This is a genomic window from Planotetraspora thailandica (genome assembly GCF_016863335.1).
Classification (GTDB): Bacteria; Actinomycetota; Actinomycetes; order Streptosporangiales; family Streptosporangiaceae; genus Planotetraspora; species Planotetraspora thailandica.
The window spans coordinates 123,478-149,605 of the sequence record NZ_BOOR01000038.1 but is presented as its reverse complement, the minus strand read 5'-3'; the positions used below and the strand labels follow the sequence as shown (position 1 = coordinate 149,605).

Annotated in this window: 27 protein-coding genes and 1 pseudogene; 19 read left to right on the top strand and 9 right to left on the bottom strand. The window is 69.3% G+C overall.

Translation table 11 applies throughout. The features are described 5' to 3' along the window. The first annotated feature begins 331 nt into the window (after positions 1 to 331). From dapD to Pth03_RS25510, 6 genes are all read left to right on the top strand, one after another. Positions 332 to 1,300: a 2,3,4,5-tetrahydropyridine-2,6-dicarboxylate N-succinyltransferase gene (gene dapD / locus Pth03_RS25535; protein WP_203946911.1), complete on the top strand. Its 969-nt coding sequence runs from the start codon at positions 332 to 334 to the stop codon at positions 1,298 to 1,300. A 173-nt stretch (positions 1,301 to 1,473) separates the two neighbouring features. Beyond that, positions 1,474 to 1,653, top strand: a complete 180-nt coding sequence (locus tag Pth03_RS25530) for a hypothetical protein (protein ID WP_203946910.1) — start codon at positions 1,474 to 1,476, stop codon at positions 1,651 to 1,653. 208 nt (positions 1,654 to 1,861) lie between these two features. Next, positions 1,862 to 2,683, top strand: coding sequence for an alpha/beta fold hydrolase (locus Pth03_RS25525; protein ID WP_203946909.1), 822 nt, complete (start codon positions 1,862 to 1,864; stop codon positions 2,681 to 2,683). 85 nt (positions 2,684 to 2,768) lie between these two features. Continuing rightward, positions 2,769 to 3,140, top strand: a complete 372-nt coding sequence (locus tag Pth03_RS25520) for an ArsR/SmtB family transcription factor (protein WP_203946908.1) — start codon at positions 2,769 to 2,771, stop codon at positions 3,138 to 3,140. After that, on the top strand, positions 3,133 to 4,170 hold the full coding sequence (locus Pth03_RS25515) for a cation diffusion facilitator family transporter (RefSeq protein WP_203946907.1): 1,038 nt from the start codon (positions 3,133 to 3,135) through the stop codon (positions 4,168 to 4,170). Before Pth03_RS25520 ends, Pth03_RS25515 begins: the two co-directional genes overlap by 8 nt. A 186-nt stretch (positions 4,171 to 4,356) precedes the next feature. Continuing rightward, entirely contained in the window at positions 4,357 to 4,965 is a 609-nt protein-coding gene (locus Pth03_RS25510) for a MarR family transcriptional regulator (RefSeq protein ID WP_308442376.1), read from the top strand. Positions 4,966 to 5,079: 114 nt separating this feature from the next. Here Pth03_RS25510 and Pth03_RS25505 read toward each other — a convergent pair whose 3' ends face one another. Then, on the bottom strand, positions 5,080 to 5,490 hold the full coding sequence (locus tag Pth03_RS25505; protein ID WP_203946905.1) for an ester cyclase: 411 nt from the start codon (positions 5,488 to 5,490) through the stop codon (positions 5,080 to 5,082). Between the two features lie 417 nt (positions 5,491 to 5,907). Here Pth03_RS25505 and Pth03_RS25500 point away from each other — a divergent pair, with 417 nt between their 5' ends. Continuing rightward, a complete protein-coding gene (locus Pth03_RS25500) occupies positions 5,908 to 6,885 on the top strand; it encodes a malate dehydrogenase (RefSeq protein ID WP_203946904.1) in 978 nt (325 codons plus the stop codon). A gap of 93 nt (positions 6,886 to 6,978) precedes the next feature. Here the strand turns inward: Pth03_RS25500 and Pth03_RS42600 are convergent. The 5 genes and pseudogenes from Pth03_RS42600 to Pth03_RS25475 form a co-directional block, all read right to left on the bottom strand. Continuing rightward, positions 6,979 to 7,416: pseudogene (locus Pth03_RS42600) on the bottom strand (DUF998 domain-containing protein); the annotation flags it as partial. Between the two features lie 189 nt (positions 7,417 to 7,605). After that, positions 7,606 to 9,309 (bottom strand): alpha-amylase family protein, encoded by a 1,704-nt coding sequence (locus tag Pth03_RS25490; RefSeq protein WP_203946903.1) that lies wholly within the window; start codon positions 9,307 to 9,309, stop codon positions 7,606 to 7,608. Between the two features lie 127 nt (positions 9,310 to 9,436). Beyond that, positions 9,437 to 9,640: a cold-shock protein gene (locus Pth03_RS25485; RefSeq protein ID WP_203881548.1), complete on the bottom strand. Its 204-nt coding sequence runs from the start codon at positions 9,638 to 9,640 to the stop codon at positions 9,437 to 9,439. A 212-nt stretch (positions 9,641 to 9,852) separates the two neighbouring features. Further along, positions 9,853 to 10,749: a phosphotransferase enzyme family protein gene (locus Pth03_RS25480; RefSeq protein WP_203946923.1), complete on the bottom strand. Its 897-nt coding sequence runs from the start codon at positions 10,747 to 10,749 to the stop codon at positions 9,853 to 9,855. 16 nt (positions 10,750 to 10,765) lie between these two features. Further along, positions 10,766 to 12,208: an NsdA family TPR-like regulatory protein gene (locus tag Pth03_RS25475; protein ID WP_203946902.1), complete on the bottom strand. Its 1,443-nt coding sequence runs from the start codon at positions 12,206 to 12,208 to the stop codon at positions 10,766 to 10,768. Positions 12,209 to 12,446: 238 nt separating this feature from the next. Here Pth03_RS25475 and Pth03_RS25470 point away from each other — a divergent pair, with 238 nt between their 5' ends. From Pth03_RS25470 to Pth03_RS25460, 3 genes are all read left to right on the top strand, one after another. Continuing rightward, on the top strand, positions 12,447 to 12,731 hold the full coding sequence (locus Pth03_RS25470; protein ID WP_203946901.1) for a hypothetical protein: 285 nt from the start codon (positions 12,447 to 12,449) through the stop codon (positions 12,729 to 12,731). 72 nt (positions 12,732 to 12,803) lie between these two features. Continuing rightward, complete coding sequence (locus Pth03_RS25465; protein ID WP_203946900.1) at positions 12,804 to 13,055, top strand: type II toxin-antitoxin system Phd/YefM family antitoxin; 252 nt, start codon at positions 12,804 to 12,806, stop codon at positions 13,053 to 13,055. Next, positions 13,055 to 13,477 (top strand): type II toxin-antitoxin system VapC family toxin, encoded by a 423-nt coding sequence (locus tag Pth03_RS25460; protein ID WP_203946899.1) that lies wholly within the window; start codon positions 13,055 to 13,057, stop codon positions 13,475 to 13,477. The genes Pth03_RS25465 and Pth03_RS25460 overlap by 1 nt, the downstream gene beginning before the upstream one ends. Before the next feature lie 30 nt (positions 13,478 to 13,507). On the opposite strand, the gene Pth03_RS25455 is transcribed toward Pth03_RS25460, so the two are convergent. Beyond that, the gene (locus Pth03_RS25455) at positions 13,508 to 14,224 is read right to left on the bottom strand and encodes a DUF427 domain-containing protein (protein ID WP_203946898.1); all 717 of its coding nucleotides are present in this window, start codon (positions 14,222 to 14,224) and stop codon (positions 13,508 to 13,510) included. 127 nt (positions 14,225 to 14,351) lie between these two features. Here Pth03_RS25455 and cysS point away from each other — a divergent pair, with 127 nt between their 5' ends. Both cysS and Pth03_RS25445 read left to right on the top strand, forming a co-directional pair. Next, entirely contained in the window at positions 14,352 to 15,707 is a 1,356-nt protein-coding gene (cysS, locus tag Pth03_RS25450; protein WP_275413199.1) for a cysteine--tRNA ligase, read from the top strand. A gap of 24 nt (positions 15,708 to 15,731) precedes the next feature. Continuing rightward, positions 15,732 to 16,658 (top strand): nucleoside hydrolase, encoded by a 927-nt coding sequence (locus Pth03_RS25445; protein WP_203946896.1) that lies wholly within the window; start codon positions 15,732 to 15,734, stop codon positions 16,656 to 16,658. Between the two features lie 8 nt (positions 16,659 to 16,666). On the opposite strand, the gene Pth03_RS25440 is transcribed toward Pth03_RS25445, so the two are convergent. Next, positions 16,667 to 17,287, bottom strand: coding sequence for a TetR/AcrR family transcriptional regulator (locus Pth03_RS25440; RefSeq protein ID WP_203946895.1), 621 nt, complete (start codon positions 17,285 to 17,287; stop codon positions 16,667 to 16,669). Between the two features lie 199 nt (positions 17,288 to 17,486). Between Pth03_RS25440 and Pth03_RS25435 the strand changes: the two genes are divergently transcribed. From Pth03_RS25435 to Pth03_RS25410, 6 genes are all read left to right on the top strand, one after another. Beyond that, positions 17,487 to 19,049 (top strand): hypothetical protein, encoded by a 1,563-nt coding sequence (locus Pth03_RS25435; RefSeq protein ID WP_203946894.1) that lies wholly within the window; start codon positions 17,487 to 17,489, stop codon positions 19,047 to 19,049. 10 nt (positions 19,050 to 19,059) lie between these two features. Beyond that, positions 19,060 to 19,629: a DUF3558 domain-containing protein gene (locus Pth03_RS25430; protein ID WP_203946893.1), complete on the top strand. Its 570-nt coding sequence runs from the start codon at positions 19,060 to 19,062 to the stop codon at positions 19,627 to 19,629. A gap of 86 nt (positions 19,630 to 19,715) precedes the next feature. Beyond that, positions 19,716 to 20,315, top strand: coding sequence for a hypothetical protein (locus Pth03_RS25425; RefSeq protein WP_203946892.1), 600 nt, complete (start codon positions 19,716 to 19,718; stop codon positions 20,313 to 20,315). 111 nt (positions 20,316 to 20,426) lie between these two features. Then, positions 20,427 to 21,962: a circularly permuted type 2 ATP-grasp protein gene (locus Pth03_RS25420; protein WP_239119349.1), complete on the top strand. Its 1,536-nt coding sequence runs from the start codon at positions 20,427 to 20,429 to the stop codon at positions 21,960 to 21,962. A gap of 23 nt (positions 21,963 to 21,985) precedes the next feature. After that, positions 21,986 to 22,957, top strand: coding sequence for an alpha-E domain-containing protein (locus tag Pth03_RS25415; protein WP_203946891.1), 972 nt, complete (start codon positions 21,986 to 21,988; stop codon positions 22,955 to 22,957). After that, positions 22,942 to 23,778: a transglutaminase family protein gene (locus Pth03_RS25410; protein ID WP_203946890.1), complete on the top strand. Its 837-nt coding sequence runs from the start codon at positions 22,942 to 22,944 to the stop codon at positions 23,776 to 23,778. Before Pth03_RS25415 ends, Pth03_RS25410 begins: the two co-directional genes overlap by 16 nt. Positions 23,779 to 24,066: 288 nt before the next feature. Here the strand turns inward: Pth03_RS25410 and Pth03_RS25405 are convergent, their stop codons facing one another. Beyond that, the gene (locus Pth03_RS25405; RefSeq protein WP_203946889.1) at positions 24,067 to 25,161 is read right to left on the bottom strand and encodes a glycosyltransferase family 4 protein; all 1,095 of its coding nucleotides are present in this window, start codon (positions 25,159 to 25,161) and stop codon (positions 24,067 to 24,069) included. 161 nt (positions 25,162 to 25,322) lie between these two features. On the opposite strand from Pth03_RS25405, the gene Pth03_RS25400 reads away from it, so the two are divergent. Then, entirely contained in the window at positions 25,323 to 26,120 is a 798-nt protein-coding gene (locus Pth03_RS25400) for a PIG-L deacetylase family protein (RefSeq protein WP_239119348.1), read from the top strand. Positions 26,121 to 26,128 lie beyond the last annotated feature (8 nt).

Sequence of the window (26,128 nt, the reverse complement as noted above, 5' to 3'; positions counted from 1 at the left end):
AGCGCGGCCGACGTCCGGGCGATGGGGACCGGCTCCGCCGGGGCCTGCGCGTCGAACACGAGGAACTCCAGCTCGACGCCCACCCGGTCGGTGGTCTCGCCGCGAAAGCACGTGCGGGCGTACGCCTCCACGTCGGTCATTCGCCCTCCATCGGCGTCCACGCGGATCGCCAGGCTCCGCGAATGGCGCAGGACTTCCGGGGAACGAGTCCTCCCCGAGGACGTTCCGAATTAACCTGAAATGCCATAAAACCAGCGGATTTAGCGGGAAAAATCGCCTCGAGTCGCCGGGGGAAAAGCCGGCAGGCGGGGTGCCGGTAGCGTTGTGTGCCATGACAGACATGGACCCCACGCCTTCGGGCGCACACGGGATCGGCGTGGCGACGATCGCAGCGGACGGCACCGTCCTGGACACCTGGTATCCCTCCCCCACGCTTGGTGAGCCGCCCGTCGCCGGCACCGAGCGGCTCGCGGTCGCCGGTCTCGACGCCGATCTGGCCGCGCTCCTGGGGCCCGACCCGGCCCGGGGCGTCGAGGTCGTGGCGGTGCGCACCGGGATCGCCGACCTGTCCGCTCCCCCGGCCGACGCACACGACGCCTACCTGCGGCTCCACCTGCTGTCCGCCCGGCTGGTCCGGCCGCACGGCGTCAACGTCGACGGGATCTTCGGGAAGCTGGCCAACGTCGTGTGGACCAACCACGGCCCCTGCCAGGTCGAGGGTTTCGAGTCCGTACGGCTCCGCCTGCGCGCGCGGGGCCCGGTGACCGTCTACGGGATCGACAAGTTCCCCCGGATGGTCGACTACGTGGCGCCCGCCGGGGTGCGCATCGCCGACGCCGACCGCGTACGGCTGGGCGCCCATCTGGCGAGCGGCACCACTGTGATGCACGAGGGCTTCGTCAACTTCAACGCCGGCACCCTCGGCGCCTCCATGGTGGAGGGCCGCATCTCGGCCGGGGTCGTCGTCGGCGACGGCTCGGACATCGGCGGCGGAGCCTCGATCATGGGCACCCTGTCCGGCGGCGGCAAGGAGATCATCTCGATCGGCGAGCGGTGCCTGCTGGGCGCCAACGCCGGCATCGGGATCTCCCTCGGCGACGACTGCGTGGTCGAGGCCGGGCTGTACGTCACGGCCGGCACCAAGGTCATCCTCCCCGGCGGCGACGTCGTCAAGGCCAAGGAGCTGTCCGGCAAGAGCGGGCTCCTGCTGCGCCGTAACTCCACGACCGGCGCCGTCGAGGCCGTGCCCCGGGCCGGCACCGGCATCGAGCTGAACTCCGCGCTCCACGCCAACGACTGACCGTTTCCCCCTGGGGTCCTGCGGCCCGCCGGTTCCGCGCCTTCGTCCAGAGCGCCGCGCCGGCGGGCCGTTCCCGTCCTCGCCGGCGGTCTCCCCTGAGATGTCCCTGAGGCGGCCCTGAACTTGGCCTCCCGCCCTGGGTTCACCAGGCGGGTGGAGCTTACGGTGAAGACATGGGACGCATTCTCCTCATCGCAGCCGCCGTCGTCGTCGGGTTCTTCCTGCTCGGGTCGATCATGGGAATACTCTTCGGCCTCCTGAAGTGGGTCTTGATCATCGGCGCCGTCGCACTGATCGTGTCCGTCGTCGTCCGGCTCACCCGCTCCAGCGACCGGCACGACCACCACGCCTGACCCGAACGCCCGGCCCGCCCGGCGCGCGACCGGGACCTGACCGGCGCGGCCGGGACCGGACCGGGCTGTGCCCTGCTCCCGGCGGGCCGAAGCCGACAGGACGGCGATCGACCTGACAGCGTTCTGCCAGAGGACTGACAGCCTGTCCGGGCACGGTGGCCGTACTCGCCGGCAGCGGGACCGGCGCCATCCCCCGAAAGGCTGGACCATGGGCAGACGCGATCAGACCGTTTCCGCCGACGGCACGGTGATCACCTACGAGGTGGACGGAAACGGCGAGCCGGCGCTCGTGGTGGTCCCCGGGGGCACGCGCGCCGCGCGCCACTACGCCGCCATGGCGGCAGGCCTCAGCGGCCGGCTCACCGTCTACGCGCTCAACCGGCGCGGCCGGTCCGGCAGTGGCCCGCAGCGCGGCGGGCACATCATCGCCGACGACTGCGCCGACGTCGCCGCGCTCATGGACCTCACCGGGGCGCACTTCCTGTTCGGGCACAGCTATGGCGGGTTGGTCGCCCTGGAGACCGCGCTGCGCCATCCCGGCAGCGTCGTCAAGCTCGCCCTGTACGAACCGGCGGTCGCGGCGCACAAGCCGCTGCCGCTGGAGTGGATGCCGGATTACGAGCGGGCGCTCGCCCGGGGCCGGCATGGCGAGGCCATGATCCGAATGATCAAGGGGCTGCGGATGGGCGGCCTGCTCGACCGCGTGCCTACGCCGGTGCTCATGCCCTTGGTCGGGCTCATGATGCGTAGCGATCAAGGCCGTGAATGGCGCGAGCTCGCCGGGACCTTCCCCGCCGAGGTTCGGGCGATCCAGCGCCTCGACGCCACCGTGGCCCGCTACCGCGACGTGGAGGCGGAAACGCTCCTGATCATGGGCGACCGGAGCCCGGACTACCTTCGCGAGGCGGTGGACGCCCTCGCCGTCACCATGCCGCGCGCACGAGCCGAGACGCTGACCGGCGTCGGCCACAACGCCCCCGACGAGGACGACCCCGCCAAGGTGGCCGACCTCTTGGCCGCGTTCTTCTGAGGATTTTTTCTGCGGCGCCGGCTTGGCTCCCGGCCCGGCGTGTGCCGTACGGCAGGCGGCCGGCAGGCCGCATACCATCGCTCATATGAGCGTTTCTTCACATGCGCGGGTCGTCGACGCCGACCGGGTGAGCGCCGTCATGGCGGCACTGCCCGCCGAGACGGCCATCGAGGGCCTGGCGCAGGTGTTCGGCCTCCTGTCCGACCCGGGCAGGCTCCGCCTGATGGCCGCGCTCCTCGAAGGCGGGGAGATGTGCGTGTGCGATCTCGCCGCGGCCTGCGGGCAGAGCGAATCGTCGGTCTCTCACGCGCTGAGGCTCCTTCGGCTCAACCGCGTGGTGAAGGTGCGGCGCTCCGGCCGGATGGCCTACTACAGCCTGGCCGACTCCCACGTCAGGATGCTCTTCGACCTCGGCCTCACCCACGTGGCACACGACGCGGCCGGCGCCCATGACTGATCAACGAGCCGGGCACAGCCCGGAGCCGGCCGTCGGTCCGGCGCACGAAAACGGGCACGACGCCGTGTACGGGCACGGACATGGACCTGGACAGGGGCATGGACACGGGCACGGGGTGCGTGCCGACGCCGACCGGCGCCCCCTCGTGGCGGCCTTGCTGCTGATCCTCGCCTTCATGGCGGCGGAGGTCGTGACGGGCCTGGTGGCCGGCTCCCTGGCGCTGCTGTCCGACGCCGGCCACATGCTGACCGACGCGGCCGCGATCGCGCTCGCACTGGTCGCCATGCGCATCGCCGCCCGCCCGGCGAAGGGCGGATTCACCTACGGCCTCAAGCGCGTCGAGATCATCAGTGCCCAGATCAACGGCATCACGCTGCTGCTGCTCACGGTCTTCTTCGTGGCCGAGGGCGTGCACCGGTTGTTCTCCCCGCCCGAGGTCTCCGGCCTGCTGGTCACCATCACGGGCCTCGTCGGAATCGCCGTCAACGTCGTCGCCACCTGGCTGATCAGCAAGGCCAACCGGTCGAGCCTCAACGTCGAAGGCGCCTTCCAGCACATCCTCAGCGACCTCTACGCGTTCATCGCGACCACCGCCGCAGGTCTGATCGTGTGGCTCGGCGGATGGGCCCGGGCCGACGCCATCGCCGCCCTCGTCGTCGCCGCGCTGATGGCCAAGGCCGGCTGGGGGCTGGTCCGCGACTCCGGGCGCGTCTTCCTGGAGGCGGCGCCGACAGGCATGTCCCCGGACGAGATCGGCGCCCGGATGGCGGCCATGGACCAGGTGGTCGAGGTGCATGACCTGCACATCTGGGCGGTCACCTCGGGTTATGCCGCCCTGTCGGCCCACGTGCTGGTGGTGCCCGGCTCCGACTGCCATGCCGTACGGCAGGCCACCGAGGCGATGCTGCACGACGCGTACGGCATCGAGCACACGACGCTGCAGGTCGACCACGCCTCGCCCAAACTGCTGATCATCGGCGAGGAGGGCCCGCACTGCCGCGACCCCCACGGCCCCTCCCACTCCGCCTGACCCCACCCCCCTCCGCGTGATCCCACCCCCCCTCCGCGTGATCATGCAGTACAGCAGGCAAGACGAGAAACCTGCGAGGGATCAGAAGGCGACGCCATCAAGACCGGTCACGATCTGATCGATCACCATTGCCGTACGTGACGAAATCGATAGCGGGCGGCGTGGAACTTGCGTAACCTGCAAGCTATGTTTCAGGTTATGAAACAACCGCCCCCTGCGCTGTTGCCTCTGCTTCGCTCAGCCTTCCAGGGGGAATTGCTGGCCTGGCTCTTCCTCCATCCAGGGGAGGAATATCCGCAGGTGGAGCTGGCGAGGAGGTTCAAGGTCTCCCCTGCGAGCGTGACCCGGGAGGTCGACCGGCTGGCCGACGCCGGACTCGTCAACGACCGCCGGATGGGCAATCTACGGTTCGTCAGTGCCGCTACGGAGACTCCGATCGCCCGCCCCTTGACGGAGCTCCTGGCGCTCACCTACGGCCCGACAGCGGTATTGCCCGATCTTCTCGTCGGCATCCCCGGCTTGGAAGACGCTTACATATACGGGTCGTGGGCCGCGCGCTACAGCGGGGAGCCGGGCGGCGTCCCCAGAGACATCGATGTGATCGCCGTAGGCGACGCGGATGAGGATGACCTTTATGACGCGGCGCGGAGAGCAGAGCGGCGACTTGGCAGGGAAGTGAACATCCGCCGTGTGGCTCGCGCCGTCTGGGAATCCACCGATGAAGATCCGTTTCTGGATGCCGTCCGGTCACGACCCCTCGTACGGCTGAGCATCACGAGAGAGGACTCTCCATGAGGCGCGAGTCAGAGCGCTTCAATGCGGAAGACGTGCAAAGAGACCTGCCGAAGGTCGAGACGATCATTGCGATCTCCACGAAGGTGATCGACCAGATGCAGCCCTTCTGAGGCGTCACGCGCCGCCGGTGAGTCTCCGGTAGACCTCGTAGGCGTTGCGCTCGACCTGGTTGGACACGAGCCGACCGTCCCCACGGACGGCCCAGATGGCCGTGCCGGTCATCTCGATGGGCCGGCCGTCGGGCTCGGTGCCGAAGACTCCGTCGTTTCTGCCCGTGACCCGCCACATCGAGGCCACCCGGGAGCCGTCGTGGTTCTCAAAGGACTCCACCACCTCGAACTCCAGGTCCCGGATGGACGAGCCGAACCCCCGAGCCCACTGCTTGAACGCCTCGCGACCCTCGATCCTCTGACCACCGGTGATGAGGACGAAGTCCTCGACGACGAGGTCGTCGATGGCGTCGTAGTCCTGAGGCGGCTGCCAGACCCGCTCCCAGAAGTTGTGCACCGCGTCGATGCCCGGCACGTCCGCCTCCTTCACCGCCCGGCGCGCAGGCCGCGTCGTACACCGGTGCGAGGTCGAGGCGCCGACCTGTACGGCGTGGCACCCAGGCCCGCCAATCGCGCCCGCTTTCTCACTGTATGTCGGCATTTGATCACAAATGGCCTCGCAGGCCGGAGCGGCGGCGCGCGGCGGCACCTCAGCAGCGCCGGCGAGGGCCGAAGGGGCCCGTCCAAGGGGGACCCCGACGACGCGATCAGGGTCGAGCCGGAGATCTCGGGGGTACGGCCCCGGACGGATGCCCGGAAACCACGCCCGCCTGGACGTTCCGCCCGGTACGGCAAGGCCGGAGCGGCGGCGCGCGGCGGCACCTCAGCACCGCCGGCGAGGGCCTGGACGGGTAGAGTCCGTGAGTCACACTTATCGCGAATGGGGATCGTCATGACCGTCAAAGTGACCGTCACCGGCGCGGCCGGCCAGATCGGTTACGCGCTGCTCTTCCGCATCGCCTCAGGCCAGCTCCTGGGCCCTGACACCCCGGTGACGCTGAGCCTGCTGGAGATCCCGCAGGCCGTCAAGGCCGCCGAGGGCACCGCCATGGAGCTCGATGACTGCGCCTTCCCGCTGCTGCGGGGCATCGAGATCTCCGACGACCCGAACACGGCGTTCGACGGCGCCAACATCGCGCTGCTGGTCGGCGCCCGCCCCCGCACGGCGGGGATGGAGCGCGGCGACCTCCTTCAGGCCAACGGCGGCATCTTCGGCCCGCAGGGCAAGGCCATCAACGACCACGCGGCCGACGACATCCGCGTGCTGGTCGTCGGCAACCCGGCCAACACCAACGCCCTCATCGCGCAGTCGTCCGCGCCCGACGTGCCCGCCGAGCGCTTCACCGCGATGACCCGGCTGGACCACAACCGGGCGCTGTCGCAGCTGGCCGCCAAGCTCCGCGTGCCCGTGTCCGAGATCAAGAAGCTGACGATCTGGGGCAACCACTCCGCCACGCAGTACCCGGACCTCTTCCACGCCGAGGTCGGCGGCAAGATCGCCGCTGAGCAGGTCGAGGAGGACTGGCTGCGCGACACCTTCATCCCCACCGTGGCCAAGCGCGGTGCGGCGATCATCGAGGCCCGCGGCGCCTCGTCGGCCGCGTCGGCCGCCAACGCCGCCATCGACCACGTCTACAACTGGGTGAACGGCACGCCCGAGGGCGACTGGACCTCGGCCGCCATCCCCTCCGACGGCTCGTACGGCGTGGCCGAGGGCATCATCTCCTCCTTCCCTGTGGTCGCGAAGAACGGCCGCTGGGAGATCGTCCAGGGTCTGGAGATCGACGCGTTCTCCCGTGCCCGCATCGACGCCTCCGTCCAGGAGCTGATCGACGAGCGCGACGCCGTCAAGGAGCTCGGCCTGATCTGACCGGCGCCGCGGCGCCGCCGCGCACGCGGGCAGCAGCGCCATCGCGATCAGATCGGTCACGTCGGAGACCACGGTCAGGCGCTGGGCGAGGCCGTCGGGGAACGCCCCGAGGTCAAAACCCAGCGCCGTCCCGGCGTACGGCAGGAGCACGAAGACGACCATGACCAGCGTGACCACGCTGAGGGCCCGGATGAGCCGCGAGCCGGTGATCCAGGCGAGGACCAGCCCGGCGACCGGCATGCTGACGAAAGCGACCGCCGCGGCGTAACGGTGGATCTGCCCGGACATCGACAGGGGCAGTCCCAGCGGGTCCGTGGGGAACCCGGCCACCAGAAGCAGACAGCCGCACCACAACCCGGTCAGCAGCCCCGCCGCGCGGCTCACCCGGGCCAGCCGCAGCCCCGCGAGGGCCGAGCCGCAGGCCAGCGACACCAGGGAGACGGGTAGCAGCCAGCCGTACGGCGCGTAGACGTACTCACTGATCACGTCGTGCAACGGGTCGAGCCCGGCCAGCAGATGCAGGAGCACCATTCCCAGGCAGCCGGCGCCGATCAGCGCGCGCTGAGCCGTCCTGAGCCCGGTCGCCGGCGCGCCTGTCCTGTCATGCGTGTCATGCGGATGTGCCGCGAAAGTGAAGAGCGTCCCCATGCCTCATCACTGTGGCGACGAGGCGGATCACGGCCCATCGGAGATCTACCGGACCGGTCCCTGAGGCTCCCCCTAGGATGCGTCGGCCGAATCCGCCGGTGCCGTCTCGGGGGTGGAGGCCCGGAACCATCGGCAGCCGTACCGGCCGACACCGAACCGCGCGCGCCCGTCGCCGGAGATCTTCACGGTTCCGTCGACGAGCAGGTCGGTCAGCACGGTGGAGGAGTCCAGGTCGTCCAGGACGATCTCCACCTCTGCCTCCTCCTCACCGAAGTTGTGCACGGCGACGACGGTCTGGCCGTCCGCGTCGGCCCGGTGGGCGAGCACGGCGTCGGCCCCCCCGTCCAGCACGGTGTAGTCCAACACGGTGTAGTCGCCCCAGGCCAGCTCGGGACACTCGCGGTAGTGGCGGATCAGCCGGGAGATCCAGCTCAGCAGGGAACCGGGGTTACGCTGCTGCGCGCTGACGTTGACGTTCTCCGGGCCGTAGTCCCCCGAGGGCATCGCATTGCGGATCTTCGAGGGGTCGGCCGTGCTGAATCCGCCATTGCGGTGGGGGGTCCACTGCATCGGGGTGCGTACGGCCTGCCTGCCTTCAAGCTCCGGGTTCTCCCCCATGCCGATCTCCTCCCCGTAGAAGAGGACCGGGGTGCCCGGAAGGGAGAACAACAGGCTGTAGACCATCTTGATCCGGTCCTGGTCGCCGCCGAGCATCGTCGGCAGGCGCCGGCGCAGGCCCCTGCCGTACAGCTGCATGGCCTCGTCGGGGCCGAAGGCGGCGAAGATCTCCTTGCGCTCGGCGTCGTCCAGCTTGTCCAGCGTGAGCTCGTCGTGGTTACGGACGAAGGTCGCCCAATGGCAGTCCTTGGGCGGGCGGGGCCGGTCCCTGAGCGCGGCGGCCAGCGGCCGGGCGTCCCCGCGGGCCAGCGAGAGGTACATGTTCTGCATGCCGATGAAGTCGAAGCACATGGTGATCTCGTTGCCGAGCGCGTTGCCGAAGTACTTCACCAGGTCGTCGTAGGGCAGGTTCACCTCGCCGAGCAGGGCGGCCGAGCCGTCCCGGCGGTTCATGAAGGCCCGCAGGCCGGCGAAGAACTCGTGCGGGTCGGGCAGCTTGTCCCCGCCGTCGTCGGCGACCTGTTCCACCAGGAACGGCACGGCGTCGACCCGGAATCCGGACAGGCCCAGCTCCATCCAGAACCCGAGGATCCGGGCGATCTCGTCGCGCACCTCCGGGTTGGAGGTGTTGAGGTCGGGCTGAAAACGGTAGAAGCGGTGGAAGTAGTACTGGCCCGTCTTCTCGTCCAGCTCCCACAGGCTGGTCTCCTTGTCGGGGAAGACGATGCCCTTGGGGTCGTCGGGCTCCGGCACGTCGGACCAGATGTACCAGTCGCGGTGGCGGGAGTCCCTGCTCGACCTGGCGTCCAGGAACCACGGATGACGGTCGGAGGTGTGGTTGACGACGAGGTCGGCGATCACCCGGATCCCTCGGTCTCTGGCGACCCGCATGAATTCGACGAAATCACCGAGCGTGCCCAGTCTCGGATCCACGCTGTAGAAATCGGTGATGTCGTAGCCGTCGTCGCAGTCCGGCGTGGGAAAGAACGGCATAAGCCACACGCAGGTGACGCCCATCGTGTCCAGATGGTCGATGTGCTGGATGGCCCCCTGGAAATCACCGATCCCGTCGCCGTCTCCGTCGGCGAACGTCTCGATGTCGAGACAATAGACGACCGCGTTCTTCCACCAGAGATCGGACGTGACGCTCAGCCTCATGGGCGTTCCGACTGCCCGGCAAAAGCTGGGCAAAACATTCGGACCCGCACCACCGAAGCGGTGCGGGCCCGAACCATCGATATGTCGAGCTCGAAACGCAGCCCGATGATCGAGCCTTCTCCCGAGCCTAGAGGGGCGTGACCTGCTCGGCCTGCGGACCCTTCGCGCCCTGAACGGTCACGAAACTGACGCGCTGGTTCTCGTCCAGGCTCCGGTAACCACTTGAGGTGATCGCCGAGTAGTGAACGAACACGTCAGGGGTACCGTCGTCCGGAGCGATGAACCCGAAGCCCTTTTCGGCGTTGAACCACTTGACGGTGCCTTCAGACAACTGCTTCTCCTTTACGGGAGCCTCACCATGTCACCAGGTCGGCGACACAGGGCTGCTCAGCGGACCCTTACGCTGCATCCGCGTATCACGCAGGAAAAGCAAGCACGCCCGCTGCCGGGAGATTCTCGAGTGTGCTTTTGGCTAAAACACGATCCAGAATCACCGCTGCAACTCCAGCAGCCTATCCGGAACCTACCCGGATCGCCGAACACCTATGCGGGCGAAGCCATGTACCACCGGGCGTGTCCGTCTCCACGGGTCAGGGAGTCGAGCCTGCGGGGCAGTTCCTGACGGGAGAACGGGTCCCCCAGGGCATTCCGGATGTGGATGCCGACGGCGTACATGTCCCTGACCTCCATCAGGGTTCCGTAGCCGGGCCACAACCGCAGGTCCGAGCCGTACGCCCGGGCGAAGTCGTCCACGTCGTCGGCCGACAGCCCGAACCGTCGCTGGCCGTGGTAGGTGTGGACGAGATCCCACTCGCGGGGGCCGACCGCGACGCCGTCCCAGTCGAGCAGCACCACGTGGCCGTCCTGGCAGCGCAGCAGGTTGTCGATCCACGCGTCACCGTGCAGCAGCACCGGCGGCCCGGTCTCCAGGTCTCCCCAGCGGTCGGTGAGCTCCTCGATCCGATCTCTCAGCCAGGCCCGCTGCCCAGGGGTCAGCACCTCCGCCCGATGCTCCACGGCATGCCTGACCTCCGACAACGGGTCGGTGAGCCGGCGCAGGCCCATCGGCGGCACCGGCTCCCGGTGCAGATTGTGCAGCACCCTGCCGAGCTCCCGCGTGGTCGGGCGGCCCCGGGAGGGCACATAACGCCAGAAGGTGATCGCCCGATCTCCGTAGACGAGCGGCTGGCCCGGGATCTCGTCCACCGGACGCACCGTCGGGAAGCCCCGGTCGGCGAGCCAGCGGGCGACCGCCAGCACCACGGGCAGCCGGGTGAGCGCGTCGGGGGCGGTCGCGATCCGCACGACCATCTCGCCGCGGAGCTTGAAGACGGCGTTGCTGCGCAGGCGCAGCAGCCGCGCGCCCTGCGCGTCCACTCCCAGCTCGCCGCACACCTCGTGCAGCAGGCCGAACGCCTCTTCGGCCAGCGTCCGGCCCATGGCTTTCACGCCCCGCTCACAGTCGGCTGTCCAGCGCGAGCCGCGGCGACGACTCCGCGAGCACCTGCCGCAGATGCCGTACGGACGCCAGTTGCGGATCGACGTCGGCCAGCAGAGCCTTGGCCCGGGTGACGACGATCGAGGTGCGATGCTCGGCCGGCACCTGTCGCAGCGCCTCCGCCGCGATGCGGCACGCCTCCTCGTGATCTCCGTGCCTGGCCAGATGGCTGGCCTGGTCGAGCTGGATCAGGGCGGGGTCGATCGTGTGGAAACCCGGAGAGGTGTCGAGGCTCTGGATCTCCTCGGCGTCGCCGAGTTCGATCAACGTCCCGGTCCGGTAGAACTTCATCCGCTTCTCGGTGAAGACGAAGGCCAGGTCGTCCTGGCTCATGCCGCGCATCCTGGCGAAGATCTGCTCGGCCTCGGCCAGGGCAAGCCTGGCGGCCTTGCCGTCTCCCATCCGGGCCAGCGCCCTGGCCTCGGCCGCCGCCGCGAGGGCGGCCGGAGAGCTCGGGGCCGAGCCTGCCAGCATCCGGGCCTCCCTGGCCAGGCGCACGGTCTCGTTGAGGTCGCCGTAGTAGTAGAGCAGCATCGTCTGCTGCGCCCGGACGAGCGCGCGTAGCCGCAGGTCGCCGACGTCGTCGGAGGCGGCGCGGGCCGTGCCGTACCAGGAGTGGGCCTGGCGGGTGTCCCCGAGCTTCATCAGCGCGTCGGCCGACAGCAGCGACAGCATGGTCATCGCGGTCAGCAGGCGGCGCTGCACCGAGGAGGGCTGCCGGCTGCCGCTGAGCTTGCGCACGTCGGAGATCTCCAGCATGACCCGGCAGAGCATCGGCATCGGCGGGGTGGTCATGTACTCCCGCCGGTAGCGCAGCACCTGCTCGTCGAGCCGGTCGAGCTGGTCCTCGGTCACCGATCCGGCGGCCAGGGTGCGGTCCACGTCGTGCCGGGTGCCCTCCACCTCGGCGAAGAACCGCCCGTTCGGGGTGCCGAGGAGCATTGCCTGGTGGAACAGCGCCCTCCGCTCGGTGTCGTCACCCGCGAGATCGTCCAGATGGACGGCCTCGTCGGCCTGCCCGGGGCCGACCACCACGACCTTCTGCCCGCCCGTGTCCTCGCAGTAGTCGGCCGCCAGGCCCAGCCGTACGGCGTTGGCCTTGTAGAGGCGGGCCAGCAGGTCGATCGTCTGGGGGCGGGGACGGGCCCGGTTGTTCTCCCAGGCGTTCAGCAGGTCGATGCTGGCGCGCGGCAGCCCGAGGGACTGCTGCTCACAGAGGAATTCCAGCTCTTCGATCGCCTGCCGGGCGGACCAGCCCCGGCCGAGCCGGTGAGCCTTGAGCAGGCTGACACCACAACATCCGTGAATGGCCTGGACCGTCTGCCACAGCGTCCACTGACGGACCTCCGCCTGCTCACGCCAGCGACGGGCGCAAGCGGGTGAGTGTTCTCCTCGGGCCATGTACGTGCCCCCCGCAATCGGAGTGTCGCTCGTTACGGATATTTCCCAAACGTAAACCGGTCGGCACCCAACCCCCGGCACCGTTATGTGTTCGTGGCCAGGGACCCGAGGATGTTCCACGGAATGTCGATGAATTCCCTGGTTATTGCACGGTTTCGTGGAATCGGGCCGATTGCCGGTAGGTCTGCTCGGGTTCAGGCTTTCCGGTGAAAGGTACCGACGCCCACCGGAGGCCACCATGACGGCAGATCGCAGCGAGGCGATGGACCATCTGGAGCGGCTCGCCGCCCAGCTGGAGGCCCATTCGTTCCAGGTGCGGCTGAGCGCGCCGGCAGGGCTCTATCCCCGCCTGCGCGTGATCAACCCCATGGCCCCCGCCATGGCCGAGGACGTCCTGGCCTCCGACGCCAACGACGGCGAGTGGTGGTACTGGCTCTCGTGGGCCGGCCGGATCGGCCACGCCTCCGACGTGGTCACCGCGGCCGAGCGGATCGCCAGCGTCCTCCACGTGATCCGTCGCTGACCTGCCAAAAGGCGCTGACGCCTGCCGCCGCCCGCGGTTATCGTGGTCTAGACAGACCAGACAGGAGCTCCGATGACCGCGTGGCAGGTGCAAGAGGCGAAACAGCGTTTCAGCGAGGTCGTGCGCCGCGCCCTCGACGAAGGTCCCCAAATCGTCACCCGTCACGGGGAAGAGGTGGCCGTCGTCATCGACATCGCCGAATATCGCAGGCTCCGAGAAGACTCACCCGACTTCAGCCGGTTTCTCCTCACCGATCCAGACTGGAGCGATGACGTCGAGTTCCCCCGGAATCGGGACCTGCCCCGAGGGGTGGACCTCGGCTGATGACCACCGGCTACCTCCTTGACACCAACGTGGTCTCTGAAGCAAGGAAACGGAACGGCAGCGCTCTGGTCAAGGACTGGATCGGTGCGGCGCACGGACCCACCCTCCACCTCAGCAGTCTTACCGTCGGACAGATCCGCTGTGGAGTCGAGACGCGTAGACGTAGTGATCCCATCCAGGCTGCCGCCCTGGAACGCTGGCTGCACGCCCTCCATCGCCAGTTCAACGATCGCATCGCTCCCATAACAGCCGAAGTGGCCGAGGAATGGGGGCGGCTGAACGCTGTACGAACGCTCCCGACCGCAGACGGGCTGATCGCCGCGACAGCCCGCGTGAACGGCTGGACCCTCGTGAGCCGGAACACGAAAGATTTCGCCGGCACGGGCGTGTCCGTCATCAACCCATTCGACCTGCAGCTTTGACAGCCGACCGCCCGTGGCCCCGGCCGCCGGTCAGCGCTCCTCGAGAACGCCGTCCACGTAGATGTCCAGCTTCTCGTTGTAGAAGGAGACCAGTCCGGCGATCTTCTGGCTCTCCGGGAGTGGCGTGGGGTAGGACCACACGAGGTCCTTGCCCTCCCCGACCGACCAGTACTCCGCCCGGCCCTTGTAGGGGCAGAACGTCGCCGTGTCCGAGCGGGTGAGCAGGTCGAGCCGCACGTCGGTCTTCGGCAGGTAGTACCGCGGCCGCAGGCCCGTCTCGAACAGGATCCGCGCCCGCCGCGAGTCGGCGACCGTGACGCCGTCGATCTCCACCCGGATGTGCCGCGAACTCGGGAGGATGTCCACCCGGGTGTACGGGTCGCGGGCGTGGTAGAAGACCTCCTCGTCCTCCTCGAACCAGGCGTCCATGGCGTCCCAGTCGAAGCGGACGTGCCCGCGGATCTCCTCCAGCGGGGCGTCGTCGCCGTAGACGAGGGCGGCGTCCGGCCTGCCGGCCACGTCGTGCAGGGCTCCGTCGCCCCTGCTCGGCGAGTGCTTGGTCTTCCCCGTCTGCTTCAGCTCGCCGGTCTCGACATCGTCGAGCGGGAAGTAATACGTCGGGAAGTGTGGGTTCTCCCAGACCAGGAGGGCGCGGGTGGTGTCGGCCACCGGCCGCCCGTCTGCATAGGTGCGCACGCGCTTGGCCGTCGTCTCGACACGGACACGACCTCGGGTTGTCGGCTCCATGTCCGGACGAACCACCGGGCACCGCCCGATTATTCCCCGTTACGCGCGCCTCACAATCAGCATTTCGTGATGTGCACCCGCGGGCCGGTATCGACAGCGAGCGGATTAGTCGCTTACCCTCGGATAGGTGGGACTTCGCCTTTACGATACACGTCGTCGCATGGTCCGCGATTTCACCCCTCGAATTCCCGGAAGGGTATCGATTTATCTCTGCGGCCCGACCGTCGTCGTCCCGCCCCATGTGGGGCAGATCAGATCACAGGTGAGTTTCGACGTTCTCCACCGGTGGTTGAAAAGCAACGGACTCAAGGTCCTGTTATGCAGGAATGTAACCGACATCGAAGACAAAATCATCAGCCGGTCCCTTTCCGAGGGCACGCCGTGGTGGCGCATCACCGGCTCGGTGTATCGGTCGTTCGCCCGCGCGTACGCGGCGCTCGGCTGCCTTCCGCCCAGTGTGGAGCCCCGGGCGACCGGCCACATCCCCGAGATGATCGAGATGATCGAGCAGCTCGTCGCCGCCGGGCACGCCTACGAGTCCGACGGGAACGTGTACTTCGCGGTCGACTCCTACCCTGATTACGGATCGTTGTCGCGGCAGCAGGCCGCGCACGTGAGGGTCACCGAGGAAAACGAATGGGGAAAGCGCGACCCCCGCGACTTCGCCTTGTGGAAACGCGCGAAACCGGGCGAGCCCATTTGGTCGGCGCCATGGGGGGAAGGCCGCCCAGGATGGCATCTGGAATGCTCCGCGATGGCCCGGAAATATCTCGGCGAAGAATTCGACATCCATGGCGGCGGCGCCAATCTGATATTCCCCCACCACGAGAACGAAATGGCCCAGTCACAAGCCGCGGGCCACTCGTTCGCACGTTTCTGGCTGCATAACGGCCCGGTCACCCACCGGGGTGAGAAGATTCGCAAACACGTGCGCAACCCGCTGGCGATCAGGGAGTTGCTCGATCGAATTCGCCCCGCGGAGCTGCGTTATTACCTCGCCTCGGCGCACTATCGGTCTCCCGTCGAATTCTCGGTCGACGCGGTGGAGGAGGCGGCGGTCGCCTACCGGCGGATCGAGCGGTTCGTGCTGCGGGTCGGCGCGGACCTCGGCTCGGAGCTTCCCGCTCAGTTCAGCGAAGCCATGGACAACGACCTGAACGTGTCCTCGGCCCTTTCCGTAGTGCACGCCGCGGTGGGCGAAGGCAACACCGCCCTGGATGCGGGAGCCCGGGACGAGGCCGCTCGGAAATGCCGTTCCGTGCGGGCCATGCTCGATGTCCTCGGCCTCGATCCGATGAGCGAGACCTGGTCGCGGGAAACGCAACTCGCCGATGTCGCGGAAGCCGTACTCACGGTTGTCAGGAATCTCGCGGCGACGAGCGCCAGGCAAGGAGATCATGAACGCGCACGGATCATGGAACGGCAGATCGAGGTCGCGTTGAGAAAACGCCATCAAAACCGACACTCCGCCCTTACCGGATAGATTGCCCGGTTCTACGCTGCCAGAGTGAAGAAGATCCTCATCGACTGCGACCCCGGCATCGACGACGCGCTGGCCATCACCCTGGCCCACGGCAGCTCCGAGGTGGAGATCGTGGGCGTCACCACGGTGGGAGGCAACGTCTCTCTGCCGAAGACGACGGCCAACGCGCTCGCCCTGCGGGAGTTTCTCGGGTTCCCCGAGGTCCCGGTCGTGGCCGGCAGCCCCGGAGCGCTGCTGCGCCGCTGGATCGACGCGTCCGCCGTGCACGGCGACTCCGGGCTCGGGGAGGCCCGCCTGCCCGCGGCGACCCTCCCGCCCGCGAACGGCCACGCGGCCGACTTCATCATCGACACGCTGGCCGCCCACCCGGGCGAGATCTCCCTCGTCGCCGTCGGCCCGCTGACCAACGTGGCCCTCGCCGTACGCAAGGAGCCCCGGGTGACCGAGTGGGCGCGGGAGTTCGTCATCCTCGGCGGCTCGTTCACCCGGGGCAACTACAGCCCGGCGGCCGAGTTCAACATCGCGGCCGACCCCGAGGCGGCGGCCATCGTGTTCTCCGCGGGCTGGACCGTCACCATGATCGGCCTCGACGTCAGCCGCACCGCCCTCGCGACGGGCGCCGTGGTGGACCAGATGCGGGAGATGGGCCGCCTCGGCACCGACCTGCTGGTGCCGTGCGTCGAGTTCTACGGCATGGTCACCGCCGACGAGGGCCCCGCGATCCACGACGCGTGCGCAGTCGCCTACCTCATCGATCCCACCCTGATCCAGGTCGAGCCCGCCGTGGTCGAGGTGGAGACCATGGGCCGCTTCACCTCCGGGATGACCGTGGTGAACTTCCACCTGGGCGAGCGCACGCCCAACGCGCTTGTGGGCACCTCGATCGACTCCGGCCGCTTCTGGGAGCTCGTGCTCGCCGCCTACGCCCGGGTGGCCGCGACGATCGGCTGATCATCTGGTCAGCGGCCGGTCAGCAGGCCGTGGGCCAGCTGATCGGCGGCCCAGCCGGCCCACCGGTCCGTCGTCCACCCGCACTCCCGGGTGAGGACGAGGAAGAGCTCCGGCGACAACAACGCCACGGTCACGTCGGTGGCGTCGTGCTCGCTCAGACCGGGCCGCAGGGCGCCGAGCCCGTGGAGGATGGCGACGAACGCCCCGTGGGCGGTGCGCCGCTGCTCGGTGTTCGTCGCCCACTGGTCGGCCATTTCCGCGTCGACGGGCGCCGCGTCGCGGACCACCGCGAGGACCGGCGCGACGCGGTCGAGGATCACTCCGCTTTCGTGCACCCAACGCCGCAACGCCGCATCCGGATCCTTTGCGGCCCGCAACTCGGCGAACCACGGCCTGCCGAGCAGCGGGACCGGCTCGGCATCGCCGGCCGAGGCGACGTCGACCACCTGCTTGAGCAGCCGGCTCTTGCTTCCGTAATGGAAATACACCGTCTGGACCGAGACCCCGGCGGCGTCCGCCACCGCCTGGAACGTCGTGCCGGCATAGCCGTGCGCCACGAACAGCGCGAGCGCCGCCTCGACGATTCGATTTCGCGTTCGCGTCGATCTCCGTTCCTTGACCTCGGCCATTAAATTAAAGTACTCCTTTAGAGCTTCGCTTTAAACTCACCGCGTCGCGTATCCCCACGCGCCCGTGACGGAGGTGTCCGATGGTCGCGCCAGGTGGCGTCCACCACATCAAGCTGCCTGTCTCGGATGTCCACAAGAGCCTCGAGTGGCATGACCCCGACGGCGTCGACGTCCCTACCCGCACCCTGCAGAACCGCGCATGATCTCCCGGGCCCTGCTCCGCCGCATCGGCGGAGCGATCGCGATCCTCGCCTGCCTCGTGCCGCTCGTCACCGCATGCTCCAAGGACGGCTCGGGCACTTCCGAGGCGGCGACCCTCCAGTACGGCTACGCCCCCCGCTCCGACTCCTCGGTGGAATACCAGCCGGACGTCGTGATCGTCGAAGGCGGCGGCGGCGTGATCCGCTCGGTGAGCAAGGACGGCTTCACCTACACGATCGACGCGGGCGCCAAAGGCGCCGACGCCTTACGGCCCGGCAAGATCATGTTCGTGACCAGCGAGGCGGCCGGCCGCGTGGTGCGGACGGCGGCCAAGGGCGACGACCTCGCGGTGACGCTTGCCCCGGTGGATCTCACAGACATCGTCCGCAACGGCCACTTCACGGTCGACCAGGCGCTCGACGTCGACGCGCAGCAGTTCCAGGACACGCCCGACCTCCTCGGGGAGATGCCGCTGGACTCGACGGACCCGGACCTTCCCGATGCGGAGTCCCCGGGTGCGCCCGCCGGCGAGCCCACACCCGGCGGCACCGCCGCGCCCGCGACCCTGGATTCCGGGCAGTCCGCGGATGATCCGGGCATCGTGTCCGCCGTCGCACCGCTCAACGCGCCGGACGCCCTGACCATGGCCGTGCCTCCCATCCAGCTGGTCGCCGGCGAACGGCGCGCGCCGGGCCCGGGGCCGCAGAAGAAGACGTCCAACGTGGGCGGCTGGAAGATCGAGGCCTCCAAGAGCCCCACTCTCCTCGGCATCCACGCCGACCACGCCACGGCCGTCAAGAACCTGAAGGTCGGGCTGGACATCAACCTCAAGCTGAACGACCTGCGGGTCAGGTCCAGCCTCACCGTCGCCAACGGCACCATCGTCCGGCCTCAGTTTCAGGTCTACGGGATCACGGGCCTCGCCATGGCCGTACGGGCCGGAGCGGCCAACGGGTCGGGCGACAACAAGAAGGTGAAGATCGAGCTTCCCGTCGAGATCAAGCAGCCCATCATCATCGGAGGGTTCCCCGCGACCCTCAAGCAGACGTTCAAACTCCTCGTCGAGACGGCGTTCACCGCGAAGAACGGCAACATCACCGCCAGCGGCGAATGGGGGCTCAGCGGCCCGCTCGGGCTCGACGGCGGCACGGTCCTCACGCCCACGTTCTCGGTGCAGAAGAGCATCATGGACTCCCTGCGCGGCGTCTCCATCGGCGTCGAGGGCATCGTCGTGGCCGCGGAGTTCCGCTTCGGCCTCATGGTCGGGCTCCCCGTCGCGGGGACCGGGCCGTACGTGGGGGTCGTGGCCTCACTCGGGCTGACGAACGGGTCGGCGGCCGGCCGCGTCGGCCTCCCGCTGGCCGGTCCCGCGGTGAAATGCAGGGGCACGACACTCGTGCTCACGGTCCGCGGAGGGGTGGGCATCGACCTTTCCTCCCCGCTCTCCAAGGCGATCGAGAAGACGCTGAAAGTCAAGATCCCGGCCGAGAAGGACCTCAAGAAGAAGGACATCGTCAACCGGACCGTCACCCAACCAGACGTTCCACTCTGCAAGAGCTGAGGTCGACTTCATGAACAGCCGATCAGTGCGTGCCCGCGTGTTCCGGTGGGCCACGGCGCTGTCCCTCATCACCGGCGCCCTGGCCGTCGCGGGCTGCGGCGCGTCCGCGGCGGACCCCGCGCCGACCGTGACCGTGACTGTGACCGAGGAGCCTGCCGCGGCTCCCGGGACGCCGGACGCCGCCGCCACCGACGCCGCCCTCGCGGGGCCGGTGAAGGCGTGCGAGCTCGTGACGAAGGCCGAGGCGGAGAAGCTGGCCGGCACGAAACTGGCGGACGGCGTGGAGGGCGACCCGAGCACTCCCGCGTGCAGATACACCGGTCCGCCGACCGGGCCGACGGCGCAGGTCGAGGTGTACGCGGGCGACGGGGCGAAGAAGATCTTCGACATCGACAAGACCCTCGAGCACAAGTTCACCGAGGTCCCCGGCATCGGTGACGAGGCGCACTACGAAGACAACATGATCTTTTTCCTGAAGTCGGGCACCTGGGTGGGGATCCGGCTCGTTCTCCTCAACGACCCGGCGAAGAACAGGAAGCCGATGGAGGAACTCGCCGCCACGGCCGCCTCCCGCCTGTGACCCCGGAGCCTCGCCGGTTCCGGAAACCCGAAAGCCCTCTCCCGGGCGCGTTCCCCTTCAGAGATAAAAAGGATGGTGTCGCCTCCGTGCGGTCATCTATCAGCATGTTCTTCGTCGCCGTGGCCGCTGGAGCGTTCCTGACGGCATGCGGCGGTGGCGACGGGTCCGGCGCGTCCGCCGGGGCGGCGCCCACGCAGGCGGGCACCCAGGCGGGCACCCAGGCGGGCGGAGGAGGCCAGGGCAAGCGCCCGGCCGACGGCTGCCCCATCACCGTGGACATGCTCGGCAAGACCACGTCGCTCGACTGGAAGCTCCAGGAGAAGAAGGACGACTACCAGCTGGAGACGCTGGAGTCGGTCAAGGCCACCGTGTGCCTGTGGACGGCCGCGGACGCCCCCCAGCAGGGCGGCGACCCGCTGGTGCTGCGGGCCGACGTCGTCTCCGGAGGCGGCGCGGCCACGGTCCGCAAGGAGTTCACCGACAACTGCTCCGAATACGGCGGGAAGCTCGGCGACTCCGAGGGAGACGGCGGCAAGATCTGCGACCGGGACGGCGCCGTTGTCGAGGGCCTGGTCGGCAGCGGCGACAGCGTGGTGAACGTCTACCTGGTCAACGCCGACAAGGCGACCGCGGCCAAGCTCACCCCGTCGTTCGGCGAGATCCTCGGCGCCACCGTCGTGCCGTGAGCTGACGCCGGCGGCCGGCGGGATGTGATTAAGGACGAACGCCCCCGACCGGGACATGACTTGAAACATTCTCCGGCATTGCCGGAAACATAGCTTTCCTACGCTCCGGACATGGCGGACATATTCGACTCATATGCCCTGGCCGAAGCGTGGGACGAGATGTTCGAGCGGCCGGGAGTGCCCCGTCCGCCCTACCAGGCGCTGTTCGCCGCTCTGCAACCGCTGGGGGCGGACGAACTCCGCTTCCGGGCCGACCAGCTCGCCCGGGTGTTCACCGACCGGGGCGTGACCTTCGACTACGCGGGTGAAGAACGCCCCTTCCCGCTCGACCTGATCCCCCGCGTGATCGACGCCGCCGAATGGGACCTGATCTCGCGGGCCGTACGGCAACGCGTGCGGACCCTGGAGGCGTTCCTCGACGACGTGTACGGCAGGCGCCAAGTGTTCCACGACGGCGTGGTGCCCTGGCGGCTGCTGCACACCTCCCCCCACTTCCACCGGGCCGCCGACGGCGTCCCGGCCCGGGTCCGCGTGCACATCGCCGGCATCGACATCATCCGCGACGAGCACGGCGACTTCCGCGTGCTGGAGGACAACGTCCGCACCCCGAGCGGGGTCAGCTACGTCCTGGAGAACCGGCTCGCCATGAGCCGCACGCTGCCCGCCCTGTTCGCCGAGCAGCGGGTGCGGCCGGTCGACGAATACCCCGGGCGGCTGCTGGCCGCGCTGCGCAAGGCGGCGCCCGAGCACGTGGCCGACCCGACCGTCGTGGTTCTCACCCCCGGCGTCTACAACGCCGCCTATTTCGAGCACGCCCTGCTCGCCCGCCTGATGGGGGTCGAGCTCGTCGAAGGCCGCGACCTGGTCTGTGAGAACAACCGCGTCTACATGGTGACCACGCACGGCAAGCGCCCCGTCCACGTGATCTACCGGCGGGTCGACGACGACTACCTCGATCCCCTGCACTTCCGGTGGGACTCGACCCTCGGCTGCCCCGGGCTCCTCAACGCGGCGCGCTCCCGCAACGTCACGATCGCCAACGCCGTCGGCAACGGCGTGGCCGACGACAAGCTGATCTACACCTATGTGCCCGACCTCATGAGGTACTACCTGAACGAGGAACCGCTGATCACCAACGTGGAGTCCTACCGGCTGGAGGACCGGGACACGCGGGAATGGGTGCTGGGCAATCTCGGCGACCTCGTGCTCAAGCCGGTCGACGGCGCGGGCGGCAAGGGCATCGTCATCGGCCCGAAGGCGTCCGGGGAGACCCTGACCACGCTCGCGGCGGCCGTGCGGGCCGATCCCCGCGGGTGGATCGCGCAGCGGCCGGTGGCCCTGTCGACCTCCCCCAGCCTGATCGGCGATCACCCCCGGCCTCGCCACATCGACCTGCGCCCCTTCGCCGTCAACGACGGCGACGACGTCTGGCTGCTGCCCGGCGGCCTCACCCGCGTCGCCCTCCCCGAGGGCGAACTGGTGGTCAACTCCAGCCAGGGCGGCGGCTCCAAGGACACCTGGGTCCTGCCGGACGAACCGGCCCGTACGGCTCCCGCCGACGCGGGCGGCACACCTCCGTCCAGCGGAATACCCGTGCAGTGGGAGCCGAGCCGCAGCGCGGCGTGGGACGCGGAGCAGCAGCAGTGAACGGCACCGCCATGATCGGAGCCATGATCGGAGGACACGGGATGACCAGGGAACTGCTCAGCCGGATCGCCGAGACGTTGTACTGGATCGGCAGATACGTCGAGCGCGGCGACGACATCGCCCGCCTGCTGGACGTCTCGCTCCACCGGGCCCTCGCTGGCGAGGAGGACGGCACCGCCGTGTTCGCCATCCTCGGGCACGCGGGTGCGGAGCCCCGGACGATCGAGACCATGGTGCGGAGGCTGGCCTACGACTCGGCCGACCCGAGCTCGATCGCGGGATGCGTGCGCGCGGCCAGGGAGAACGCCCGGGGAGTGCGCGAGATCATCTCCAGCGAGACGTGGGAGTGTCTCAACGTCACCTGGAACCAGCTGCCCGCGGTGCGCGGCGAGGCCGAACGGCTCGGCCCGCACGGCTACCTCCGGTACGTCAGGGAGCGCTCGGCCCTGTTCTTCGGCCTGGCCGACGCCACGATGACCAGAGACGACGGCTGGCGGTTCATCGTGCTGGGGCGCAGCCTCGAACGGGCCGACATGACCTGCAGGCTGCTGGCCGTCCACCACTCCCCCGCCTCCCCGGCGGGGGCCACGGAGAACGCGACCTGGCGGCTGCTGCTGGAGGCGTGCGGGGCCGACGAGTCGTTCACGCGCACCCATCGCGGCGACCGGACCAAGGTGCTGGAGTTCCTTCTGCTCGACCGGCTGTTCCCACGGTCGGTCATGCATGCGCTGGCCACCGCCGAACAGTGCCTCACCGAGCTGGCGCCGCACCACGATCGGGCGGGCATGACCGACTCGGCGCGGGCCGCGATCGGGCGGGTGCGCATGGGCCTGGAGTACGCCGACGTGACGTCGCTGCCCGACCAGCTCCCCCAGCTGCTCATCGCGCTGCAGGAGGCGGGCACGGCGGCCGCGCTGGCGATCACCGACCGCTTCTTCCAGCACGCCGCCCCCGCGAGCTGGGTGAGGGGAGGCTCGTCATGGGCTGGCGTGTGAAGATCAGGCACGTCACCACCCTCGAATACGACGGGAAGGCCTCGGCGTCGTACAACGAGGTCAGGATGACGCCGCTCGACGACGGCAGGCAGAACACCCTGGAGCGGCGGCTGGTCGTGCGGCCCGCCACCCCGATCTGGACCTACACCGACCACTGGGGCACGCTGGTCGGCGTCTTCGACCTGCCGAAGTCCCACACGTCGCTGACGATCGAGTCGGTCAGCCGGGTCGAGACCTCCGCCCCCCGCCCTCCGGGGACGTCCCTGAGCTGGAAGGAGCTCCGCACGGTCGACGGGCCGGTGGCCGAGATGCTCCGCCCGACCGCGCAGACGGCCGTCTCGGCCGAGCTGGCCTCGGCCGTACGGGAGAAGGTCGCCGGCATGTCTCCGCACGAGGCGGCGGAGGCGATCGCGTGGGACGTGCACGAGCGGGTGGCCTACACGCCGGGGGTCACGGGCGTGCAGACCCACGCACAGGAGGTCTGGGACCGGGCCGAGGGCGTCTGCCAGGACATGTCCCACCTGACGGTCGCGCTGATGCGTGCCGCCGGCATCCCGGCGCGGTACGTCTCGGGATATCTGCACCCGCGGCGCGACGCCGAGATCGGCCGCAGCGTGGTCGGCCAGAGCCACGCCTGGGTCGAGTACTGGACCGGGGAATGGGCGGCGCTCGACCCCACCAACAGGACGGCGGCCGGCGAGGGACACGTCGTCGTGGCCCGCGGCCGGGACTATTCGGACGTGCCGCCGCTCAAAGGCGTCTATCAGGGCCCGCCCGCGGAGCATCAGGAGGTGACGGTCGAGATGACCCGGTTGGCGTGACACCGCCTTGACGACCATGGTGACTTTGCCGACTGCTGGGCAAGACAAGAACAAAAAGTGAAGCCGTTATGACCTGGCAAGGATATTCCAGATGATTTCGTGGGAATCATGACACCAAGCATTGAGAGGAGGGCGCCCCGATGAAGAAGGTGCAGATCATCCAGCGACCGAGACCCCCCCGTCACCCCGAACCCGTCGACCTGCGCACCCCTTCGGGCAAGGTCCTCCCTTTTTGAGAGAACCGTGACCTGCGAGGGCCGGGACGTTCCGTAAGGGGCGGAGGACGCCTCAGCCGCGGGCGAGCGCGTAGCAGCGCTCGAAGCCTTCCAGGACCGCGGGCCAGGAGCACTTCACCGGCTCGGTCTCACGGTTGTGCCCGGCGATCGACCGGCGCAGGTCGGGGTCGCGGGCCAGCGTCGCCACCGATGAGATCAGCTCGTCGAAGGTGCGGCCCAGCAGGCCCTCCTTGCCTGGCCGTACGAAGTCGGCCACGCCGCTCTGCTCGCGCGCGACGACGGGGACGCCGGCGGAGCGCGCCTCCAGCGCCGCGAGCCCGAACGACTCGCGCGGGGCCGGCGCCACGAAGACGTCGGCGGAGGCCAGCACCTCCTTGATCTGCTCCCTGGTCAACCTGCCGGGCAGCGACACCCAGTCGAGCCGGCGGGCGCGCAGGTGCCGTTCCATGCGCCCGCGGGCCGGGCCGTCGCCCACGACGGTCGCCCGCATCGCGATGTGCTCCGGCACGCGGCTGCGCGCCGCCTCGAGCAGATGGAGCAGCCGCATCGGCTGCTTGCGGGGGGCGAGCCTGCCGACCGCGACGACGTGGACGGTGTCGCGGGACTCGGCCGCCACGTCCGCCGAGGGCCGCCAGGCCGACACGTCCAGGCCGTTGGAGACGACGTGGACGGGCACGCCCGGCCCGGCCACCTCCCTGATCGGGCGGGCGGCGGCCTCGCTCACGGCGGTGGCGACCACGCCCCAGCTCCGCCACCGGAAGGCGCTCTGCAGCGCGCGGTAGCCGCCCCGGGTCACCGGATCCCACATGCTGTGGATCGTCACCACCACGGGCAGGCCCGCCCGTACGGCGGCGCGCACACCCATCCAGGCGAACGGCGAGACCGCGCCCATGTGCACGTGCACGACGTCGGGCCGCCGCGCTGTCATCATCCGGATGAGGTGGCCGGTGCCGCGTGGGTGAACGGGAAGATCGAAAGGCATGGGGGCCACCAGGCGGTGCACGCCGGGCAGGGCCTCACCGGGCGTGGCGGTCGCCACCTCGACGTCGTGCCCGGCCTCTCCTTGAACCCTGACGATGTCGGCGACCTGCACCTCGATGCCCCCGAGCCTCGGGAGGTAGCAGTCGCTGACGTGAAGGATCCTCACCGGGTCAGAGTGGCAGAGCACGCGGCGGGCATCAAACCCGGCATCCGACCTGGGGAGGGGGGCCCTGGGCGCCTGTCGTGGCGTGGGATCATGGGCAGGGACCGGGACGACACTTCGTGGAGCACTATGACAACTTACGTGCCCAGGTTGGGGGAGCCGGGATGAGCACGGCGGTGTTCTTCCACGCCCACCCCGATGACGAGGCGCTGCTGACGGCGGGCACCATGGCGATGCTGGCCGACGAGGGCCACCGGGTGGTGCTCGTCGTCGCGACCGCGGGAGAACGCGGCCTGGCCGAGCTCCCGCACGGCGACGAGCTGGGCAGGACCCGGATGGAAGAGCTGCACAGCTCGGCCTCCCTGCTCGGCTGCGCCAGGGTGGTCCAGCTGGGATACGGCGACTCCGGGCTCGCCATCGACGGCGGCGTCGCCGACGACCGGGGCGACGACGCGTTCATCGACGCCGACATCGAAGAGGCGGCGCAGCGGCTGGCCGACCTCCTCAAGGAGGAGACGGCCGACCTGGTGACGATCTACGACCCTTCCGGGGGGTACGGGCATCCCGATCACGTCCAGGTCTACCGGGTGGGCAGCCGGGCCGCGGAGATCGCGGGCACGCCGATCGTGCTGGAGGCGACGGTCAACCGCGACCCCCTGCTGAAGGGTGTGCGGCTGGCGGCGCGCTTCTACCCGTCGATCGACGTCAGGAGCTTCGAGGTCGCCTACTCGGCGGCCGACACGATCACGCACCGGGTGAACGTGCGCAAGTATGCTCGGGCCAAGCGGGCCGCGATGGCCGCCCACGCGTCCCAGGCGAGCGGGGGGACCGGCGACAGGACGCTGGGCGCGATGCTCAAGATTCCGCCTCTGCTCTACCGGTACGTCTTCGGCACCGAGTGGTACGTCCAGCGGGGCCTGCCGCGGGGGACACGCCTGAAACATCCTTTTGGCAGCCCCTAGGGGATCGC